22 protein-coding genes are annotated in these 20004 nt (G+C 38.0%); 9 read left to right on the plus strand and 13 right to left on the minus strand.

All coding sequences use genetic code 11. The features are described 5' to 3' along the window. The first annotated feature begins 238 nt into the window (after positions 1 to 238). On the plus strand, positions 239 to 616 hold the full coding sequence (locus tag ACY10D_RS09180; RefSeq protein ID WP_487000441.1) for a YidH family protein: 378 nt from the start codon (positions 239 to 241) through the stop codon (positions 614 to 616). A 5-nt stretch (positions 617 to 621) separates the two neighbouring features. Here ACY10D_RS09180 and ACY10D_RS09185 read toward each other — a convergent pair whose 3' ends face one another. The 10 genes from ACY10D_RS09185 to rlmD form a co-directional block, all read right to left on the minus strand. Continuing rightward, positions 622 to 945, minus strand: coding sequence for a hypothetical protein (locus ACY10D_RS09185; RefSeq protein WP_192482994.1), 324 nt, complete (start codon positions 943 to 945; stop codon positions 622 to 624). Between the two features lie 95 nt (positions 946 to 1040). Further along, positions 1041 to 1316 carry an HPr family phosphocarrier protein gene (locus ACY10D_RS09190; RefSeq protein ID WP_117002964.1) on the minus strand — a complete coding sequence of 92 codons (276 nt, stop codon included), beginning with the start codon at positions 1314 to 1316 and terminating at the stop codon, positions 1041 to 1043. Between the two features lie 11 nt (positions 1317 to 1327). Continuing rightward, positions 1328 to 1723 carry a PTS sugar transporter subunit IIA gene (locus ACY10D_RS09195; protein WP_487000442.1) on the minus strand — a complete coding sequence of 132 codons (396 nt, stop codon included), beginning with the start codon at positions 1721 to 1723 and terminating at the stop codon, positions 1328 to 1330. Beyond that, positions 1720 to 2586 carry an RNase adapter RapZ gene (gene rapZ, locus ACY10D_RS09200; protein ID WP_487000443.1) on the minus strand — a complete coding sequence of 289 codons (867 nt, stop codon included), beginning with the start codon at positions 2584 to 2586 and terminating at the stop codon, positions 1720 to 1722. Before rapZ ends, ACY10D_RS09195 begins: the two co-directional genes overlap by 4 nt. A 57-nt stretch (positions 2587 to 2643) precedes the next feature. Then, positions 2644 to 3057 (minus strand): phosphoenolpyruvate carboxykinase (ATP), encoded by a 414-nt coding sequence (locus ACY10D_RS09205; RefSeq protein WP_487000444.1) that lies wholly within the window; start codon positions 3055 to 3057, stop codon positions 2644 to 2646. Between the two features lie 29 nt (positions 3058 to 3086). Beyond that, a complete protein-coding gene (locus ACY10D_RS09210) occupies positions 3087 to 3530 on the minus strand; it encodes a PTS sugar transporter subunit IIA (protein WP_487000445.1) in 444 nt (147 codons plus the stop codon). A gap of 52 nt (positions 3531 to 3582) precedes the next feature. Then, positions 3583 to 3939 carry a ribosome hibernation-promoting factor, HPF/YfiA family gene (hpf, locus tag ACY10D_RS09215; protein ID WP_117002939.1) on the minus strand — a complete coding sequence of 119 codons (357 nt, stop codon included), beginning with the start codon at positions 3937 to 3939 and terminating at the stop codon, positions 3583 to 3585. A 115-nt stretch (positions 3940 to 4054) separates the two neighbouring features. Then, positions 4055 to 4558, minus strand: coding sequence for a hypothetical protein (locus tag ACY10D_RS09220; RefSeq protein ID WP_487000446.1), 504 nt, complete (start codon positions 4556 to 4558; stop codon positions 4055 to 4057). Positions 4559 to 4966: 408 nt separating this feature from the next. Continuing rightward, a complete protein-coding gene (gene trpD, locus ACY10D_RS09225) occupies positions 4967 to 5914 on the minus strand; it encodes an anthranilate phosphoribosyltransferase (RefSeq protein ID WP_487000447.1) in 948 nt (315 codons plus the stop codon). Between the two features lie 106 nt (positions 5915 to 6020). Next, on the minus strand, positions 6021 to 7367 hold the full coding sequence (rlmD, locus tag ACY10D_RS09230) for a 23S rRNA (uracil(1939)-C(5))-methyltransferase RlmD (protein ID WP_487000448.1): 1347 nt from the start codon (positions 7365 to 7367) through the stop codon (positions 6021 to 6023). Between the two features lie 176 nt (positions 7368 to 7543). Here rlmD and ACY10D_RS09235 point away from each other — a divergent pair, with 176 nt between their 5' ends. The 8 genes from ACY10D_RS09235 (at position 7544) to glnE (ending at position 17356) form a co-directional block, all read left to right on the plus strand. Next, positions 7544 to 8017, plus strand: a complete 474-nt coding sequence (locus tag ACY10D_RS09235) for an FKBP-type peptidyl-prolyl cis-trans isomerase N-terminal domain-containing protein (protein WP_487000449.1) — start codon at positions 7544 to 7546, stop codon at positions 8015 to 8017. A 159-nt stretch (positions 8018 to 8176) separates the two neighbouring features. Continuing rightward, positions 8177 to 9172 (plus strand): thioredoxin domain-containing protein, encoded by a 996-nt coding sequence (locus tag ACY10D_RS09240; protein WP_487000450.1) that lies wholly within the window; start codon positions 8177 to 8179, stop codon positions 9170 to 9172. 212 nt (positions 9173 to 9384) lie between these two features. Beyond that, the gene (gene miaB / locus ACY10D_RS09245) at positions 9385 to 10740 is read left to right on the plus strand and encodes a tRNA (N6-isopentenyl adenosine(37)-C2)-methylthiotransferase MiaB (protein WP_487000451.1); all 1356 of its coding nucleotides are present in this window, start codon (positions 9385 to 9387) and stop codon (positions 10738 to 10740) included. 4 nt (positions 10741 to 10744) lie between these two features. Then, positions 10745 to 11725, plus strand: coding sequence for a PhoH family protein (locus ACY10D_RS09250; protein ID WP_487000452.1), 981 nt, complete (start codon positions 10745 to 10747; stop codon positions 11723 to 11725). Then, positions 11697 to 12197 carry an rRNA maturation RNase YbeY gene (gene ybeY, locus ACY10D_RS09255; RefSeq protein ID WP_487000453.1) on the plus strand — a complete coding sequence of 167 codons (501 nt, stop codon included), beginning with the start codon at positions 11697 to 11699 and terminating at the stop codon, positions 12195 to 12197. Before ACY10D_RS09250 ends, ybeY begins: the two co-directional genes overlap by 29 nt. Positions 12198 to 12203: 6 nt before the next feature. Continuing rightward, positions 12204 to 13052, plus strand: a complete 849-nt coding sequence (locus tag ACY10D_RS09260; RefSeq protein ID WP_487000454.1) for a CorC family transporter — start codon at positions 12204 to 12206, stop codon at positions 13050 to 13052. Between the two features lie 15 nt (positions 13053 to 13067). Further along, the gene (gene lnt / locus ACY10D_RS09265; protein ID WP_487000455.1) at positions 13068 to 14555 is read left to right on the plus strand and encodes an apolipoprotein N-acyltransferase; all 1488 of its coding nucleotides are present in this window, start codon (positions 13068 to 13070) and stop codon (positions 14553 to 14555) included. A gap of 74 nt (positions 14556 to 14629) precedes the next feature. Further along, positions 14630 to 17356, plus strand: a complete 2727-nt coding sequence (gene glnE, locus ACY10D_RS09270) for a bifunctional [glutamate--ammonia ligase]-adenylyl-L-tyrosine phosphorylase/[glutamate--ammonia-ligase] adenylyltransferase (RefSeq protein ID WP_487000456.1) — start codon at positions 14630 to 14632, stop codon at positions 17354 to 17356. A gap of 15 nt (positions 17357 to 17371) precedes the next feature. On the opposite strand, the gene ACY10D_RS09275 is transcribed toward glnE, so the two are convergent. From ACY10D_RS09275 to trmL, 3 genes are all read right to left on the minus strand, one after another. Beyond that, positions 17372 to 17650 (minus strand): peptidylprolyl isomerase, encoded by a 279-nt coding sequence (locus tag ACY10D_RS09275; RefSeq protein WP_192483010.1) that lies wholly within the window; start codon positions 17648 to 17650, stop codon positions 17372 to 17374. 259 nt (positions 17651 to 17909) lie between these two features. Next, positions 17910 to 19307 (minus strand): MFS transporter, encoded by a 1398-nt coding sequence (locus ACY10D_RS09280; protein WP_487000457.1) that lies wholly within the window; start codon positions 19305 to 19307, stop codon positions 17910 to 17912. Further along, on the minus strand, positions 19304 to 19765 hold the full coding sequence (trmL, locus tag ACY10D_RS09285) for a tRNA (uridine(34)/cytosine(34)/5-carboxymethylaminomethyluridine(34)-2'-O)-methyltransferase TrmL (protein ID WP_151194336.1): 462 nt from the start codon (positions 19763 to 19765) through the stop codon (positions 19304 to 19306). Before trmL ends, ACY10D_RS09280 begins: the two co-directional genes overlap by 4 nt. Positions 19766 to 20004: the final 239 nt, after the last annotated feature.

A 20004-nucleotide genomic window follows, 5' to 3' on the forward strand; every position in this document is an offset into this window, starting at 1 on the left:
TGCTCTGTTTATTCTAGCAATAACACACTACATCAATATTAAATTTAAATTGACACAGTTTTATGAACACTCCCCTACTTTCTTTGATTTATGCATCATAGCTTCCTATATTCTTGTAACTAACAATCGCCAATCATAAATTGTCAGACAAGTAATGCAATAAATATCGAGGAAAACGGCAATAATATCGTCTAGACTCAGACTAAGTTAAGTGTAAAAGAGTAAGCTAAGGATTAGTATGATAGAACATTTCAATGATCACGCCGCGAATGAGCGTACGTATCTATCTTGGGTAAGGACTGCCATTGCACTGATGGCGTATGGTTTTTTAATTGAGAAATTTGATATTTTCTTACGCATTATGGCCAAAGGGGTTGGTGTAAGAACAAGTAACATGATGTCACAATCTGCCGAAATCATTGGTATTTTAATTATGCTTATCGCGGTTATCATCATCATTATTTCATCAGTACGCTTTGCGATAAATCGACGAAATATTACCGCACCTGAAACAATCAGCTACAAAACGCGTGTTCCTGACATTTTTCTTGGGCTACTATTACTAGTGATTACCATCTTTATGGTAACTTATGCGTGGTATATGTTACTTTATTAGGTTTATCAAACATTCGTTGTAATCAATACAAGCTTACGCTTTTTAGCACCCCAGCAGCGGCTTAGTACATTGTACTTATTCAAGCCTTGTTGTTTAAACATCTTCATAAAACTATCACGCTTAACTGTTTTCTCAACGACGCCAGATTTTAACTTAATATCAAAGCGGTTTGCCCATTTACGAATCGTACCATGCTTAAAACCAAGCATTTTTTCAGCATCCTGATAGGTCATCCCCTCATCAGCGCAACGTTCTAAAACTTCTCGTGCGCTACAGTTATATTTCTGCTGAATAATGTGTTCAAAACTTCCTGTGTACTGATTTGCCATGACTTGTTCCTCTTTTGTCTAGGTTTATAAAACTCAATGATATGAGTCATTCTAAAAATGTAAACTTAAGTCAAGCTTAAGATTTCTATTAATTTTCAACTTTCTTCACCAAATCGATCCTGAATAAGGACTCTGATGGCATCTAATGCTTCTTCCTGATCATCGCCTTCTGCACTTAAACGAATAGATGTGCCACAACTTGCTCCAAGCATCATTAATCCCATAATACTTTTGCAGTTCGCCTTAACACCGGTTTTCACAACTTCTACCTCAATTTCACTACCAAAACGAAGGGCTAAATTAACCAACTTAGAAGCAGCTCGTGCATGTAGTCCTAATTGATTAATCAATACTAAATCGATCTCTTTCATTTGCGTTTCTTTCACTTATCACCTTCTTCTAATACGATGCACGCCTTTGATGCATCATAAACCCTTTCTGCAAGCTCATCCAAAGATAGCGCCTGCTTATGATATGTCAATGCTTTTAAAAGCATTGGCATATTAAGCCCTGTAATAACTGCCAGATGATAACCACGCATAAATGATTGTGTCACATTTGTTGGCGTTGCGCCAAAAAGATCTGTTAACACCAAGAAGCCATCACAATCAGGCATGCTTTTAAATGCATTCTCAACACGCAGTAATAATTCTGGCTGATCATATGAGCAGGATGAGACCACCTGAATATAGTCTTTCTGGATCTCAACCAGACGCGTCGCTACTTCAAGCATTGATTGGCCAATGCGCCCATGTGTAATCAGTACAATTCCAATCATCCTTTTAACTCCCTATGACCTACAATCACATTATTAAAGTCTGTTTTTAATTGCTCTGCCACCTGCTCAACAACATATACTGATCGATGTTGTCCACCTGTGCAACCAATGGCGATATCAATATAGCTTTTGCCTTGCTGCTGCTGTAATTCACACCACTTCAAAACAAACTTGCTGATATCACCTATCATTTCTAGCACTTGCGGCTGTTTTTGCAAATATTCAATCACATCAAGATCAAGCCCCGTTTGCAAACGCAAACGTTTATCCCAATAGGGGTTAGGTAAGCTTCGAACATCAAAAAGATAATCAGCCTTTTGCGGCATCCCGTATTTAAAGCCAAATGAAAAAACCTTAATCTGAGTGGATAGTTTGTCCCGATTTAAGAGTTTCTGACAGACTATTTCTCTGAGTTCTTGCAAACTTAAGTTGGTTGTATCCAACGTATAGTCTGCAATACTCGCATAGCTTTCCAAAACAGTAAATTCCGCATCGATCGCATGCTCTAAGGTCATTTTATTATCTGAGAAAGGATGACGCCTACGGGTCTCATCATAACGCTTGATCAGTACATTCCTACTGGCCTCAATATACCAATAAGTAATATTCATATGATACTTATCTTGCAAATGTTTAACATGACAGCTTTCATTTGCTAAAAATGAGTGTGGAGCCAATGAAATAACAATATTTTGCTTGTATTGAGGATTATTCAAAACATATGCAAGCGTTTCTTCCAATAAAAATAAAGGTAAATTTTCAATACAGAAAAAACCTTGGTCTTCCAATATACTCAAAACCGTTGACTTGCCAGCACCCGAAACACCAGCTAAAAGCACAACCGATTTGGATGTACTATTCACGAAATTTACACCATTTCCACTCATCATAATTTGCTCAGTTTACCAAAGCTTTTGTATTTACCCTAATCTATTTTGCAACTGCTTAGCACACGCATGCCAAGCTTTATCAAAGACATCAATTTCAATCAAAGGTAAAGCTAAAGTTTGCGCTTTGTTAATATACTTTGGGTCTTTCACTTGCCTATATAGGTAGACAACATGGCTAATGACCGATTGATCTACTGCTTTTTCAACTTGAATAAAGTCTTTTTCTTTATGATGCATAACCGCAAAGTATTGATTGTTACATAAAGAGCCATGATATACATTATTAATGTGAGTAATACCCACCAAATCATCAGCGACTAAATAAAAGCCAAAATACTTAATCAAGTGATAACAAAACTCTGTTTTACCAATATTTGGTGCGCCAATCACTAATAATCCAGTATCGAGGTTATTTGTTACAAGGCTTGCATGCCAGTATCTCATCGGCTCTTCTTTTAAATCTATGTAGAGAATTAAGTGTTACCTAAAAAGAGCTGATAAAGTGCTTCATTTGAATTGGCCGCTTTGATTTTATCAAGCACGCCTTCCTGCTTTAGAAACTTCACTAATTCGGCCATGAACTTAATATGCACATCATTGACGTTTTGCGGAAAGATTGCAGCAATGACAATGCTCACTTTACGATCTTCCTCACCATATTCAATGGTCTCTTCCAAGGTTAATACAGCCAAACGTGTCATCGTTAAGCCTTCAATTCGACAATGGGGCACAGCAACCTCTTTACCAATAGCAGTATTACCAATGCGCTCACGCTCGAAAAGCTTTTGATAAATCGTATCAGCAGTGATATTGATATCATCATCTTTTAATAACTGGCTTAATACTTCGAAAACGCGCTTTTGACTTTGCAATGATGCTTTATTAATAACGCGTTGCGGAGAAATAAATGAAGACAAAAAGTTCATAAGATTTATGATGAATTATTCAACGAAGTGGTACGTTATTCTATCAACGTTCCTCATCAATATCTACTACTTCGTCATCAGCCATTAATGCTTCGGCTTCAGGGCGCTCAGCACGATGATCTTTTAGTTTTTGCTTATGCTTTCTTACTTGAGCATCCAGCTTATCTTGCAACATATCAATAGTTGCATACATATCCTGTGAATCTGACTTAGCCACAAACTCAGTCCCTGGCACATTAATCACGGCTTCAGCCATTTGCTTACCTTTTTCAACCGACAAAATAACACGTGCAGCAATAATATGATCAAAGTGATTGTCAAGCTTACTCAACTTTTCATCAACATATTGCTTTAATGCAGGGGTAACTTCTAAATGACGACCTGTAATTTGAATTTGCATAGTGCAGTCCTCCATTGTATAGCCACGAGTATCGTGGGGGTTTGTAAGTCAACTTTGAATAATTCAAAGATAGCGCCAACAGGCATGAATTGCCAGCAAGTTCAGCATGATTTTATCAATTATTTTCTTGTGATTGTGCTTGATTTTTTGAATTTGTTGGCTCTTGAGCTTTACTCTTATCATTTTCATTTGCATTAAAATAGTTATCTATTTTTTCAGCGCCTTTTTGTGCAGCCTCTTTGGTGTTTTGCCAGCCTTCAGCTGCTAATTTTTTAGTTTTCTCCCAAGCATCATTGCTAGCATCTTTAGTATTTTGCCATCCCTCAGCAGTTGCTGATTTTGTTTTATCCCAGCCTTGCTGTGCATAATCACTCGCCTTATTGGCAGCATCTTTAGCTACTTGCGTCCCTGAGCTTGCTGTATCTGATACATTTTGCTTAAACAGCTCCCAGTTGCTACCAAAATTGCAATCACTGGTTTTTGCTGAGCAGCTTTGTGTCTCCAGATTATCTTCTACTTTAGCCTGATCATTTGCTTTAGCAGTAGTGTCTGCAACACTCAAGCCTGCAGCCAACAAAACAACAACAGGAACCGCAAGATATTTTTTAATTGTCCGCATAATCTATCACGTATTTTTAAAACTTAAGTACATTACCTTTTAGCAAAGCACTCGCTAGAAAGCAAATACAGGTCATGGGTATATGCTTTTTTTGAGTACGAATAAATTTTTTAAAATTATTTTAATATCTTAAGCTTATCTTAATATTGACTTGTGATACTGACTTCACTCAAGGGGATCACGATCACAGAGCAAACTTTTTTCTCTCTCCCTTCTCTTTCAGTATGCCCTGTGATCGTAACCTTGAGACCACGAAATTACCTTGCAGTATACTCCCTCCCTTCTCATCATCTATGTACTGCAAGGTGATCTCTTTTTATCATCATTATTATTTTAGAAAACGTAATCCAGTTATTATGCAATGCCAACTTACTAATTTCAGCTTCACTCATAAAATCACGATATTAACTAGGGAATTAAATGTGCAAACTTCCCTTGTGATAGCGCATCTTTAATCAATTTAACTTGTACTGATAAAGTATCAGCAAAACCATTAGCAACATGCATAGCAGCAGCTGCATTTAATATCAGTGTATCTTGCTTAGCTCCTAACATTTCATTATTTAATAACGATTTTGATTCCGCCAAATTCTGATACAAATCACCTGCTTCTAAGTAATCTAGTCTGCCACGCACAAATCCAAGCTGCTCTGGATGCAAACTAAACTCAGTGACTTCATCATGCTCAAGTTTAATCACTTTATTGGCTCCACAAACTGAAAACTCATCCATCCCATCACCATATACAACATAGGCATACGTGACACCTAGGTTTTTAAGTGCATAAAGATACGGCTTAAGTAAGCGTTCATCATAAACTCCTGCAACGATTCTTTTAACCTGCATCGGATTTAACAATGGTCCCAACACATTAAAAAAGGTACGCTTACCCTCTTTAGCAAAGCGCTGGCGCACATTAACCACTTTGGCAAAAATCGGATGAAAAAATGGCGCAAACAAAAATACCAGTCCTTGCTCTTTTAGCAAGCTCAATGCCGTTTCTGGGTTATCAGGAATTTCAACATTAAGTTTTTGCAAGAAATCAAAACTACCACACTTTGACGTTGCCGAACGATTACCATGTTTGGCAACCTTAGCACCTAACTCATGCACCATTAATGCGCTTAGTGTTGAATAATTTAAGGTTCGACAACCATCACCACCCGTACCAACAATATCGACTGTTTCAGCAAAAGGATTTTCCATTCTAATACTATAACTTAGAAATGTCCGTGCTAATTCAAAAAGTGTTTGCTCTTCATATAGCTCAGCATCTATCTGTTGAATGATTTGATACTGCTGATCTTCACTTGTTTCATCACTTAGCAGCTGATTGACTAATGATTCAATCTCCACAATCTCACCTTCTTTTATTTTTTATTTTTTATTCTTTACACTCTATTCTAAAGCTTTAAATTTGTTTCGTCTGCTTTTGGGGCGTATACAATATATCGCTATGCTTTTATTTTTCAAAAACAGCGATAGACTCAACATGTGTCGTATGTGGAAACATATCCATTACACCCGCTGAAAGCAGTTTATAACCCTTTTCATTAACTAAAATGCCAGCATCACGCGCCAACGTTGCTGGATCGCAGGATACATAGACAATACGCTCTGGGTTAATTTTTTCAATTTGTTTACATACCATCTCAGCACCAGCTCTGGGTGGATCCAATAATAACTTATTAAACTCATTTTCCACAATCCACTTATGTTTTGAAATATCTTCAAACAAATTCACGGGATAAAAAGCAACATTATCTATGCTATTGCGCTTAGCATTCTCCATAGCGCGCATCGTCATTGCTTCATCGCCCTCGACACCCACAACAAATTTGGCTTTTGTTGCCAACGGCAAACTAAAATTACCCAAACCACAAAACAAATCAAGTACGGTATCATTATTTGACACTTCTAATAACGCTATCGCCTGTTTTAACATTTTACGATTAATATCATGATTAACTTGTGTGAAGTCATTTGGCTCAAAATAAATAGTTACACCATAATCTGTCAAATGATAGGAAAGTGTCTGTGGTTCTTGCGTTAACTCTGGGTATAAGCGTGTTATCGTATCAGGTCCCTTAGCCTGCAAATATATCCAAAACCGCTGCGCTTTAGCAAATTCAGTTAACTTAGCTAAATCCTCATCAGTAAATGCACTTAAGTGACGGATAATCAATGCAGTTACCTGATCATCTACAGCCACTTCAATTTGTGGAATCTCTTTATAATTTGACAAGCTAAACACTAAGTCTTGTAACAAAGTTAGATTTTTGCCCACACTCGGATGCAGTACTTCACAGTGATTAATATCAGCAAGAAAACGTCCATCACGCTCCCTAAAGCCAACAAGCACTTTACCTTTTTTGTGCACATAGCGCACACCTAATCGTGCTTTAGTACGATAACCCTCGTGTGAGCTTGAGCGTAAAGGCGCTATACGCTCAAGAGGCTCAAGACCTTGCCCGAAGTGCTTAAAATGATTCAGCAATTTTTCCTCTTTAAATGCAATCTGCGCCTCAGGTGCGACATGTTGAAAAGAACAACCACCACACATCTCAAAATACTCACATGGCGGAGCAACTCGTTTGGCACTTGGCTTTAGAACTTGTACCAGTTTACCTTCATCATAATTTGATTTTGATAAAGTATATTCAAACGCGACCTCTTCACCTTCTAAAGCAAATGGAATAAAAGTTGTTTTACCGTCAATTTTAGCAATTCCACGTCCTTCATGTGACAGGTTGGAAATAGTGGCATTGAATACACCGCTAGGAAAGTTTTTCTTAATTCGTCTTGGCATTCGGTTGCAAATAAGCATGATTTTAAATGTGCGTTAGTTTAGCAACTGCATATAAAATGTCATTGTTTTTTGATCTTTTTAATGCTTTTCACTGTAAAACGCTTGTTCTTTGCTAAGGTGCTGTTTAAGCTAATGAGGTTCGATTTAACACGTTAATCATTAAAAATGGAGTAAATATGAAGAAGTTAACCACTATCGCATTATCACTTTTAGCCGGCAGCGCATTAGTCTCTGGCGCTTTTGCTGATGCAGCTAAAGCGGCACCTGCTACTGCTCAACCAGCCAACACAGCTGCAACAGCACAAAACAATGCAGCAGATGCAAGCTATACCATTGGTTATTCTATTGGCAAAAACATGACTGAACAATTAAAGCAACAACAAGTTAGCCTAAATACTGATGATCTTCAACAAGGTTTTGTGGCAGGTATTGAAGGTAGCAAGCCTAAACTAAGCCAAGAGCAAATGGAGCAATCAATGCAAGCTTTCCAAAAAGAAATGGAAGCTAAAATGAAAGCCCATGAAGAAGCAGCACAAGCCGAAGCAGCCAAAGCAAAAGCCAAGCTTGATGCAGCAAAAGCAGAAACAGCAAAGACACCTGCTGATAGCGCTAAAAAGGCAGTTGACGCAACAAGTGCTGCAGCAAACTAAGCGTTCTAATTAGCGCAATTATCTTCAGGCCCCACTATTGGGGCTTTTTTATGGAAGAAATTTACTATTTGAGCATGAACCTTTTTCCTTTTAGCAACAACTTTGCTATAGTTCGGAAAGATTATTTTTATTAACTGAAAACATGGAGCTTTATTCATAATGCGTATGTCAAAAAAAATCATCGTAAGCACGCTTGGTGCTGCACTTTTTGCCACTGTTTTAGCAGGTTGTTCACAATCTGATTCAAAGGATTCAGCAAAAGCGACTCCTGAAGCAACAAAAACGGTTGCAACACAACCTACAACAACAAAACCAACAACTGCTGATACTAAACAAAGTGAAGCAACCCTACTTAACAATGTGAGCTATACCTTAGGCTATAGTGTCGCAGGAAACGTCAGTGCACAATTAAAAGCACAAGGTGCCACACTTGATAATGCACAAGTTCTAGCTGGCTTTAAAGCCGGGATTTCCAACGAAAAAGGTAAATTCTCGCAAGAGCAGATGCAAACCATTATGCAAACATTCCAAAAAGACTTAATGGCAGCACAAGAGAAAAAACAAGTAACTTCTGTTCTAGAAAATGCCAAAGCACTTCTTTCAAATGAGCAAACACCTACCATTGGACCAAAAGACGCCAAGGTTGCTGTGATTGAATTCTTTGATTACCAATGTGTGTTCTGTCACAAAGTAGCGCCTATTATGGAAAAAGTAATGGATGCTAATCCAAATGTAAAATATATCTTCAAAGAATTCCCAATCTTTGGTCAACGTTGGGAAGCATCACAATATGCTGCTGAAATGGGTATTGCTGCTTATATGCTAAATGGTGCTGAAGGCTACTTGAAATATCATAATGCCGTTTTCGCTAGTGGCGTTGATGAAGGCAAATTAACCGTCAAAGATGTTAATGATGCTGCAAAAAAAGTAGGTGTTGATGTTGCAAAAGCCGAAAGCCTAATCAAAGAGAAAAAAGTCACTGACAATATTGCAGCGGACATGAAGCTTGGCTTTGATAAGTTAGGCATTCAAGGTACACCTGCAATTATCGTTATGCCACTATCCGGTGCGACTACTGCTAATACAACAGTTATCCCTGGCTTTGCTCAACAAGATGCAATTCAAGCAGCAATTAATAAAGCGCAAGGCAAATAACTCTATTGGGCGTAGACAATACGCCTCTTAAATTTTTCAATTATTTTCTCATGACTTGTTTTATATCAACTCTGATATTTCACTAGCCTTTTTACACAAAAAACGCTACCCTATTTTGACTTTTTGCTAGGCTAATAAACGATCTATTGCAAATCAAACATGCTTAGCAACAAATGCAAATCATACAATGAATAAAATCAGGTAACTAAAAAATGACAGACAGCGCGATTGAGAATCCCGTAAAACAACATAAAAAAGTATACATTAAAACACTTGGCTGCCAGATGAATGAATATGATTCATTACGCATGAATGAAGTTTTAGGCGAGCATTTTAATACCAGTAAAACCGAAGATTATAGCGAGGCGGATATTATTCTTATTAACACCTGCTCGATCCGTGAAAAAGCTCAAGAGAAAGTCTTTCACGAGCTAGGACGTTGGAAAAATCTTAAGAATAAAAACCCTGAGCTTGTCATCGGTGTTGGTGGCTGTGTCGCGTCACAAGAAGGCGAAAACATCATTAAACGCGCGCCTTTCGTGGATATCGTTTTTGGTCCTCAAACCATTCACCGCTTACCTCATTTGATTAAACAAAAACAAAAAACCGATATTTCGCAAGTTGATATTTCTTTCCCTGAAGTGGAAAAATTTGACCACCTGCCAGCACCAAAAGCTGAAGGCGCTAAAGCATTTGTCTCGATTATGGAAGGTTGTGATAAATACTGCTCTTATTGCGTCGTGCCATATACCCGTGGACCTGAGGTTAACCGCCCATTTGAAGATGTGTTAGCAGAATGCGCTATTTTGGCTGAGCAAGGCGTTAAAGAAATTACACTTTTAGGTCAAAACGTTAATCACTATCTTGGCAAAATGGCTTCTGGTGACACAGCTGATCTTGCGTTACTTATTCATTTTATTGCAGCGATTGATGGCGTTGAGCGTATTCGCTTTACTACTTCTCACCCAGTTGAGTTTTCAGACAACCTCATTAATGCTTATGCTGAAGTGCCACAATTAGCAAATCACTTACACTTACCGGTGCAACATGGCTCAGACCGCATATTAACAGCGATGAAGCGCAATCATACGATTCTAGAATTCAAACAAAAAATTCGTAAACTTCGCAAAGTTCGTCCAGATATTACCATTTCTTCTGACTTTATCGTTGGCTTTCCAGGTGAAACTGAAGAAGACTTTGAGAAATTAATGGACCTTGTGAAAGACGTTCAATTTGATCAATCTTTTAGTTTCATCTATAGCAAACGCCCTGGAACGCCTGCGGCAAACTTAGCGGATGACACACCTGTTGAAGTTAAAAAAGAACGTTTAAAGCGCCTGCAAGATCAGCTTAATCATAATGCAATGATTATTAGCCGCCAAATGGTTGACTCAACGCAGCGCATTTTAGTGGAAGGCGTTTCCAAGAAAGATGATAAGGTGCTTGCAGGACGCACAGAAAATAATCGCATCGTTAACTTTGCTGGTGATTCTAGTTTAATTGGTCAATTAATTGATGTTAAAATCATTGAAGCTTTACCACATTCACTACGCGGAGAAATTATTTAGCTTCATGAAATCAATACAATTTTATCTTGAGCCAGATAGCGCACAAATGCTTGCTAAGCTTTGTGGCAATTTAAACGAAAATTTACACTTAATCGAAAAATATTTAGCCGTTGAAATCATTCAACGCGGCAATAATTTCCGTATTGTGGGCCCTAAAACAGCGATTAAGGATGCACAAGAATTTCTAGAAGAACTTTATGAAAAACTTGTTAATGATGTCCAGTTTGAACTTAATAACAAAGAGCTTAATATCGCGCTTAACACCCTTGCTAAAAGAGAACAAGCGGATACAAAAGAAAAATTTATTCCTGAATTTCAAGTGATGATTGGTTCACGCCCTATTAATCCACGCACGGTTAATCAAGAACGTTATTTAAAGCGTATCCAAGAAAATGATATTAACTTTGGTATAGGTCCCGCAGGCACTGGTAAGACTTATCTGGCAATGGCATGTGCTGTTGCTGCCTTTGAAAAAGGTCTTGTTAAACGCTTGGTACTTGTGCGCCCTGCGGTTGAAGCAGGTGAAAAGTTAGGCTTTTTACCTGGTGATTTAGCGCAGAAAGTTGACCCTTATTTACGTCCAATGTACGACGCATTATATGATCTGATGGGTGTTGAGCGTGTTGGCAAGTTAATTGAGAAACAAATCATTGAGATTGCCCCCTTAGCCTATATGCGTGGGCGCACGATTAATGATTCATTTATTATTCTTGATGAAAGTCAAAACACAACCAAAGAACAAATGAAAATGTTCTTAACGCGTATTGGCTTTAATTCAACCGCAATCGTCACCGGTGATATTACTCAGGTTGACTTACCCAAAGGTGTTACCCCTGGACTTCGCCATGCCATTGAAGTACTTGCCGGTGTTGAAGGAATCAGCATGACATTCTTTGAAACAATTGATGTCGTACGCCACCCGATTGTCCAACGTGTTGTTGCCGCTTATGATGTGTATGAACAACATCATAGTCAGGATTATTAATGACATGCTTGAGATTGATATTAACAATTCTCGTGCGCTTTATCTTCCTGCTGAGGATAAACTCAATACTTGGGCAGAACACACTTTAAAACTCCTTAACAAAGCTCAGGCGATTATCAGTATTGAAGTTGTTAATTCTGATGAGATGCAACATTACAATAATACCTATCGCGCCAAAGACAAGCCAACCAACATCCTCTCCTTTCCATTTGAGGCACCTCCTGGACTACCCACGAATAATGAAACTGAGCATTTTCTAGGGGATTTAATAATATGTCCTGAAGTTTTGCAAAAAGAAGCAAAAGAGCAGCATAAATTGCTTGATGCTCACTGGTGCCACATTCTAATCCATGGCATACTGCATTTAGTTGGCTATGACCATATTGATGAAGAGGATGCCCTTGAGATGGAGAGCATAGAAATCGCTTTATTGGCAAAGCTTGGTATTGATAACCCTTATGTTGAGAAATAGTAAACAATGGACGAAAAACAGACGAAAAACGATAACGCTGAACATTCTCAAACTTGGCTTGAAAAAATAGCCGCAACCATTTTAATGCCGCACAGCCCTTCTGACTTTTTAGTTCTTGTTAATCTTGCTGTCAAAAAAGGTACAATCGATAGCGAATCGCGAGACATGATCAAAGGGGTATTAAATGTCGCCTCATCGTCAGTTGGTGATATCATGATTCCTCGCACGCAAATGGCGACGATCCATGCAGGTATGACCAACAAGGAAATCATTCAAACGATTGTTAATTCTAGTCATACACGTTTACCTTTATTCTCTGAAAATCGTGATGATATTCTTGGGATACTTCATACCAAAGATTTATTAAAAGTGGTACTTGAACACAAAGACTTTAGTGTTGAACATTTGAAACCAATATTGCGCAATGCAATTTTTGTGCCTGAAAGTAAAAAACTTGATGCCTTATTACGTGATTTTAAAACCAGCCACAATCATCTTGCCATTGTTGTTGATGAATATGGTGTCATCTCAGGACTTGTCACGATTGAGGATATTCTAGAAGAAATCGTTGGTGACATTGAAGATGAGTTCGACCAAGAGGCCACACAAATTATCAAAATAAATGAACATGAGTTTAGCATCGATGCATTGACTGAAATTGAAGACTTTAATGACTTTTTTGATGCCAATATTGATGACAGTGAATTTGACACCATTGGCGGGCTTATTATCAATAAATTAGAACATCTACCTGAGGTGGGTGAAGAAGCAACTATTGGGCAGTTTACCTTTAAAGTAACAGCAGCTGACAAGCGTCGCGTGCGTGCACTGCATGTGATTATCAATCAAGAATAAGCTCACTGTTATACTATGTCTTTCATTATAAATACACTTTTAGCACTCATTGTCGGTGCACTTTTAACCCCATCATTTTCACCGATTGGCTTTAGTATTTTTGCCTTTATTTCGCTTATACTTTTTATGCAAATTCTGCAAAGGCAACATAGCGCGCGCTCTAGTCTTTGGCTTGGGTATTGTTATGGAATTGGTTTTTTTGGCTCAAGCATCTCATGGATTTATGTCAGCATCCATGCCTTTAGTCAATCAGTGTTTTTAGGTGTTACACTAACCATTGTTTTTATCTTATTCTTAAGTCTATTCTTTTTAGCGTTTGGTTATGCTTATGCCAAACTTCAGAAAAAGCACTTCATTTACAGAGTTTTGTTATTACCCGTTATATGGTTGATACTAGAGCTCCTACGCACGCACCTTTTTACCGGCTTTCCATGGGTGTTACTTGGCTATTCACAAACACATACTTTCTTAGCAAGTTTCGCCCCCATTGGCAGCGTTTTTCTGGTGGGTTTTATCATATGCTTTATATCGATATGCATAAGTGAAGTAATTAACCATATCCGTCAACCAAAAATTGCGATTTCAATGACTATCAGCATTATTGCCACCTTGGTTATTGCTTGGTCTTTGCAGCAAATCAAGTGGACGAAAAGTGACGGCATTGAAAAAAGTGTCAGTATCCTCCAAGGTAACTTTATTCAGGATCAAAAATGGGATCCTAGCATGCTGCAAACGATTATCAATTATTACTACACCACTACCAGAAACAACCCAGCTGATCTGGTTTTTTGGCCTGAGAACTCTATTCCAACCTTTAAAACATTTATCGAGCCTTTTTTACGCCAAGTAGATGACTTAGGTGATATACAGCACAGTGCCATTTTAGTGGGCACCGTCGCATTAAATGCTAAAGAACAATACTTCAACTCTGCCTTTGTCTATGGCTTAGGCTCTGGTCACTATTATAAACATCACTTAGTGCCATTTGGTGAGTACTACCCTTTTGCTTATTTCCTTGAACCATTTATGACATATTTTAATATTCCAATGTCAAGCTTTACCAAAGGCAATGAGGTACAGCCTTTGCTTAAAATGAACGGTTTAAGTGTCGCGTTATTTATCTGCTATGAAATTGCATATCCATCTGAGGTGCGCGCGCAATTACAAAATGCTGATATTATTGCCGTTATTAGTGATGATGCGTGGTTTGGAGACTCTCTTGCGCCTTGGCAACACGAAGAAATTTCACAAATGCGTGCAATTGAAACTGGACGCTATATCATTCAAGCAACTAATAATGGTGTCACCTCAATTATTAATCCTGAAGGTCAAACCATTGCAAGTCTACCGCGCAATGAACAAGCCGTATTAAAAGGTAAGGTTTACGGCATGCAAGGACAAACACTGTGGATGGTCTATGGGTTATTACCCGTTACACTATTATCTTTAGTTTTTATGCTGATTGCATTTATTGTTTATCTATACAAAAGAAAGCGCACTTAACAGCAGAAATTCTATTAAACTTTTTCATACTAATATAGACTTAACATCATTGATTGGTAAAGTTTCTATTTTTGATGAACCAACAACAATTTTGTGATCAGTTTCAGTTATATGATCTTCAACCTGATCTTTTAAACAAACTTTGTATCACCTTTAATAGCAGCACTTTTTTTGCACGCTTCCTTAGCCAAAACCCTAAGTACTTTATTAACATCAACTGGCTTAAAGTCGACATTCTAGACGATATTACCCATGAAATTACTGCCTTATTTTCAGCATGTGAGATAAATGAGACAAATGAATCATTACCCAAAGCTTTACGCCTATTACGTCAACGCGTGCATGCTAAGCTTGTTTTTCAGCAGCAGCATCAATACATTCAATTTACACAGATTGCCAATATTATTTCATTGACTGCCAAAGAAATTCTGCGTCAAACTGAGCAATATTTACGACAACAAGTCACCCTAGAGCGTAAGCTTAGCCAAATGCCAGATAATTTGGCAATTATCACCATGGGTAAGTTAGGCGGCAATGAGCTTAACTTCTCCTCTGATATTGACCTTGTGTTTATTCAAACAAGCAACTTGCCACTATTAAGACAATCTGGCAGCGAATATAGTCCTATGCGTTTTTATACCGAACTTGGACAACGTTTGATTGCATTACTTAATGATATCACGATTGATGGCTTTGTTTATCGCATTGATATGCGTTTACGCCCCTTTGGTGATGGCGCCCCCTTAATTACTGAGTTTGATAGTTTTAAACATTACCTTATCCATCATGCACGTGATTGGGAACGTTATGCTTATATCAAAGCAGATATTTTACACCCAAACACCCACTTCACACATGAACTAAAGCATAATATTTATCGGTTTGTATATCGCCACTATCACGATTATCGCATGCTCAATGCCATTCGTGATATGAAGCACAAGATAGTCACTGAGATGAAATCCAATACACTAAAAAACAATATCAAACTAGGACGTGGTGGTATTCGTGAGATTGAGTTTATCTGTCAGTGTTATCAGCTTGTTTATGGTGGTCAGAATATTACCTTACAAACCAATCAGCTGGTAACAGCGCTAGATGCTTTGCAAAAAGCCGATATTCTACCTGCGACTCAAACGACCGAATTATACGCACACTATGTATTTTTGCGTGATGTCGAGAACGCATTACAAATGTTTGACGATCAACAAACACACCAATTGCCGGATACAGCGTTTACACAAAAAAATGTTGCCAACTTAGTTGGTTATGATTCTTGGCAAACATTAACGCACAAAATAGAATCAATACGCGCAAATGTAAGTGCATTATTTGATGAATTAACACGCTTTAATACATTAGCCTCAAATAATAACGACATTATGACGGTCGCCAATCTTGAAAAAACAACTGATATAACAGTCAAGATTAATGAGGATAACGCTACGCAAATTGAAATAGATCAATTCTTTTTACAATATCAAAACCAAATATCAGAAGATGTGCTGCCAGCCATCAAACATTTATTACAGCTATGCTTACATACCCACCCTCATCTTATTAAGCATATACTGGTACTTCTTAACAATTTAAGTAAACGCCAAACTTACTTGTTTCTGCTATTAGAGCATCAAGCACGTCATTTAGATTTCTTAGAGCTTCTCAACAAAGGACAGCGCATTATTGAAATGCTCACTGAACACCCTTTTTTATTAGAGCGTGCATTGATTTATAAGACGCATGATGATGTTTACTTAGATATTGATTATTTGCGCAATAACTTACGTATTTATTTACAAGCAATCGACATTCAAGATATCGAAGCTTTTTTAGAAAGTTTACGACGTTTTCGCTTAGAGCAAGTATTTAATATTATTGTCAGCGAATCACGTGGACATATTTCATTGATGGAATCTAGTGATCTTTTTAGCCATCTAGCCACTGTAATCATTGAAGCAGTGCTTGATGGCGCGTGGCGCGAAGTGTTTCAATATAGTGATATCACCGAAAATTTGCAAACCTTATACAAACAATCTTTAGGTGTTATCGCTTATGGCAAACTCGGTGGACTTGAACTTAGTGTTGCCTCTGACTTAGATTTAGTTTTTGTTCACGATCGTATGAGCACTGAGCTATCACCACACTTATTTGTACGCGCGGTGCAGAAGTTTATCCATTTCATGCAAATTAAAACCTATCACGGCACCTTATATGAGGTTGATTTACGACTACGTCCTCAAGGTGATAATGGCTTTATTGTGCCAAGCTTTGAGTCTTACTGCCAGTACTTAAAAACCTCGGCATGGACATGGGAGCATCAGGCTTTAACACGCGCACGTATGATTTATACATCTGATGATTTAACACATAAATTTAATGCACTTAGATCCAACGTAATTTATCAGAAACGTGATCTAGAACAGCTCAAAAAAGATATTGTTGATATGCGTCACAAAATGCGTGAGCATCTACTCAAAGTTAATGCGCAAGAGTTTGACCTTAAACAAAGCATTGGCGGCATGATTGATATTGAATTTATTGCCCAGTTTTTTGCACTTTTTTATAGCCATAAAGTCCCTTTTGTCTGCTATTACAGCGATAGTATCCGCATTATCCAAACCATGGAAAGTGCACGTTTAATCGATATTAAAATCGCTAATACATTAATTAAACATTACTGTTATTTTCGTGATTTAGGATTTAAACGCTATCTTGATAAACAATCAAGTATTGTGCCACTTAATAGCTGCCAACAACAAGCAGATGAAGTCAAGAAAATCTGGTTAAGTCTGTTTTCTTAATAAAATAAATAAAGATTATGAGCGTGAAGTAATTTCTACTAAGTGATAACCAAATTGCGTTTTAACTGGGCCGTGTACTTTACCAACCTCTTCAGAGAAAACCACTTTATCAAATTCAGGAACCATCTGACCTGGTCCGAATGAACCTAATTCACCACCGTTTCTGCCTGATGGGCATAGTGACTTATCAGCAGCCGCTTTTGCAAAGTCTGTACCTGCTTCAATTTCTTTCTTTAAAGCTTCACATTCTGCTTCTGTTTGAACGAGGATGTGACGTGCTGATGCTTGTTTCATATTGTTCTCCATATTGGTTTATACTAAATTAATACGCCTTGGAGTGTACCGAATCACTCATTAAAAAACAATGAAAAAGCGTGCAAGTTGTTTATACCTATCACAAATCATTTTGCGATGTTTAGTTGCAAAGTAGTTTTCGAGGGTTTGCCCCAGCTCAATTGCAGGTAATAGCCGACCCTATTACCCAAATTCAATTTGGTAAAAGCACGGGAAATGCAAAGCAAGAAATTTTGTAAAATGACTTGTGATGGGTATATCACGTTAATTGAATAGCACTTAAGCGATGTGTTTGCTGACAAAAAAACCAATAAATAGCTGTCATAAACATGCCTAGCGCGCAAAAAATCATGACATAACTAAACGCATGCAGCGTAATCGTAGAGTGAGCACTGAGCTCAAACACATTTGAAAACGTTGCTAACAAGGTTGCCACCCATGCAACGGCAAAAGCACTTGATAGCTGAATAACCGCACTCATAATGACACTACTAACACCAATTTCGTTATCATTAACCGTACTATAAATACTCGAATTAGTGACCATCGTAAAACAACCAAATGAAGCACCAATAACTGCTAGCAAACCTAAATAAAGTACGAAATCAAAATAACTAAACAACCATGATAACCCGAGATAGCTTAAACACATAAGAGCAATGATAATAAGCATATAACGATATAGTCCAAGCGCTTTCAAAATTGGCTTGACCACACGTTTAACAAGCCATGCAGGGACCATAAACGCCATAAAAGCAAGCCCTGCCTCAAAAGCACTAAAGCCATGATGAATCTGCAAATACAATGGCAGCATAAACATCAGCCCCATCGTTGATAAGCGCACCATAACACTTGCTAACACTAAGGCATTAAAGCTTTGATGACGAAAAATATTAAGGTTCACAATCGCGCCCTGCTGTTTATATCGCGCATAGATCAAATATAATAGCAATAACACGATAGCAAAGATTAAAATTACGCCTTTCAGGCTATTTGAAATCGAATGATCGATAACGGTATCTAACACAAACATAAAAAATGCGATAGATATACCAAGCAAGATAAATCCTAGATAATCAAAACCAAAGTCTTGTTTTTTGCCATCTATTTTAGGAACAAATCGCCAAGCCAATGCTAATGCAAATAAGCCAATAGGCACATTGATAAAGAAAATATAACGCCAATTAAGATAAGTTGTAATCCCGCCACCAATCAAAGGTCCCAACATAGGTCCTATGGTTAAAATACTCCCCACAATCGTCATTGCATATAGCAGATTTTTCTTATATACACGCACCAGTATCATCCGTGCTACCGGCATCGTAAATGCACCAAAAAAACCTTGTAATGCGCGAGATGCTACAAGCATTAGTAAATTGGTCGATAAGCCACAAAGTACAGACGATAGAATAAATCCTATGGCTGAGATGAGCAATATTTTCTTTGTGCCAAAGCGCTCCGCCACCCACGTTGATGCTGGTACAAACAACCCTAAAGTTAACAAATAAACGGTAATAGCAACTTTTAAACTAATCGGGTTAACATCAAATGACGTCGCCATTTGTGGCAAAGAAGTATTTAATGCACTGCCATCAACAAGCTCCATGAGCATAACAATAGCAACGGCATATGCCACAAAAGGCTTTTGGTCACTCATAGTGCGCCTTCAAATCCTAATTGTCGCCATGCTTCGAACAGCATAATTGCCGTAGCATTAGAGAGATTTAAACTGCGACTATTTGCTAACATCGGCAATTTGATTTGCGTTTGACTCAACTGATCTCTGACTTCTTGCGGCAGTCCTCGACTTTCAGGCCCCAAAAGTAAGATATCATCTTTTTGAAACTCAACTTGATGATAGTATTGATTGGCTTTTGTTGTACATGCCCATATTCGCTTATCAGCATGTGCCTCAACAAAACGTTGAAAGTTCTTGTATCTAAGCACTGCGGCAAACTCATGGTAATCCAATCCAGCGCGACGCAACTTCTTATCATCCAGATCAAAACCCAACGGCTCAATCAAATGCAGCTTTGCCCCAGTATTGGCACACAAACGAATAATATTTCCAGTATTAGGCGGAATCTCGGGCTCATATAGTGCAATATGAATCATATTATCAAAACTCTATAAATGTATTGCGGACTATTGTATACCAGACACAAGACTTTTGCAGGCTTTACATGCACCAAGTAATGATATACCGCTCATAAATGAAGAGAGTAATTATCTGAAGTTACGCACTTTTTCTATTTCAACACCCCGCCTCGCAAGCTCGGCACCCCTCTTGAAAAGCATAGGTTTATAGGGATCTTTTCTATTCATTTAATTCTTCTCCTTGTAAAGTCTGAAAG

This window comes from Cysteiniphilum sp. (assembly GCF_057495195.1).

Coding starts and splice junctions, on each gene's coding strand:
- ACY10D_RS09180 (WP_487000441.1), top strand. CDS start 239: ATGATAGAACATTTCAATGATCACGCCGCGAATGAGCGTACGTATCTA.
- ACY10D_RS09185 (WP_192482994.1), bottom strand. CDS start 945: ATGGCAAATCAGTACACAGGAAGTTTTGAACACATTATTCAGCAGAAA.
- ACY10D_RS09190 (WP_117002964.1), bottom strand. CDS start 1,316: ATGAAAGAGATCGATTTAGTATTGATTAATCAATTAGGACTACATGCA.
- ACY10D_RS09195 (WP_487000442.1), bottom strand. CDS start 1,723: ATGATTGGAATTGTACTGATTACACATGGGCGCATTGGCCAATCAATG.
- ACY10D_RS09205 (WP_487000444.1), bottom strand. CDS start 3,057: ATGAGATACTGGCATGCAAGCCTTGTAACAAATAACCTCGATACTGGA.
- hpf (WP_117002939.1), bottom strand. CDS start 3,939: ATGCAAATTCAAATTACAGGTCGTCATTTAGAAGTTACCCCTGCATTA.
- ACY10D_RS09220 (WP_487000446.1), bottom strand. CDS start 4,558: ATGCGGACAATTAAAAAATATCTTGCGGTTCCTGTTGTTGTTTTGTTG.
- rlmD (WP_487000448.1), bottom strand. CDS start 7,367: ATGCCAAGACGAATTAAGAAAAACTTTCCTAGCGGTGTATTCAATGCC.
- ACY10D_RS09235 (WP_487000449.1), top strand. CDS start 7,544: ATGAAGAAGTTAACCACTATCGCATTATCACTTTTAGCCGGCAGCGCA.
- ACY10D_RS09240 (WP_487000450.1), top strand. CDS start 8,177: ATGCGTATGTCAAAAAAAATCATCGTAAGCACGCTTGGTGCTGCACTT.
- miaB (WP_487000451.1), top strand. CDS start 9,385: ATGACAGACAGCGCGATTGAGAATCCCGTAAAACAACATAAAAAAGTA.
- ACY10D_RS09250 (WP_487000452.1), top strand. CDS start 10,745: ATGAAATCAATACAATTTTATCTTGAGCCAGATAGCGCACAAATGCTT.
- ybeY (WP_487000453.1), top strand. CDS start 11,697: ATGAACAACATCATAGTCAGGATTATTAATGACATGCTTGAGATTGAT.
- ACY10D_RS09260 (WP_487000454.1), top strand. CDS start 12,204: ATGGACGAAAAACAGACGAAAAACGATAACGCTGAACATTCTCAAACT.
- lnt (WP_487000455.1), top strand. CDS start 13,068: ATGTCTTTCATTATAAATACACTTTTAGCACTCATTGTCGGTGCACTT.
- glnE (WP_487000456.1), top strand. CDS start 14,630: ATGAACCAACAACAATTTTGTGATCAGTTTCAGTTATATGATCTTCAA.
- ACY10D_RS09275 (WP_192483010.1), bottom strand. CDS start 17,650: ATGAAACAAGCATCAGCACGTCACATCCTCGTTCAAACAGAAGCAGAA.
- ACY10D_RS09280 (WP_487000457.1), bottom strand. CDS start 19,307: ATGAGTGACCAAAAGCCTTTTGTGGCATATGCCGTTGCTATTGTTATG.
- trmL (WP_151194336.1), bottom strand. CDS start 19,765: ATGATTCATATTGCACTATATGAGCCCGAGATTCCGCCTAATACTGGA.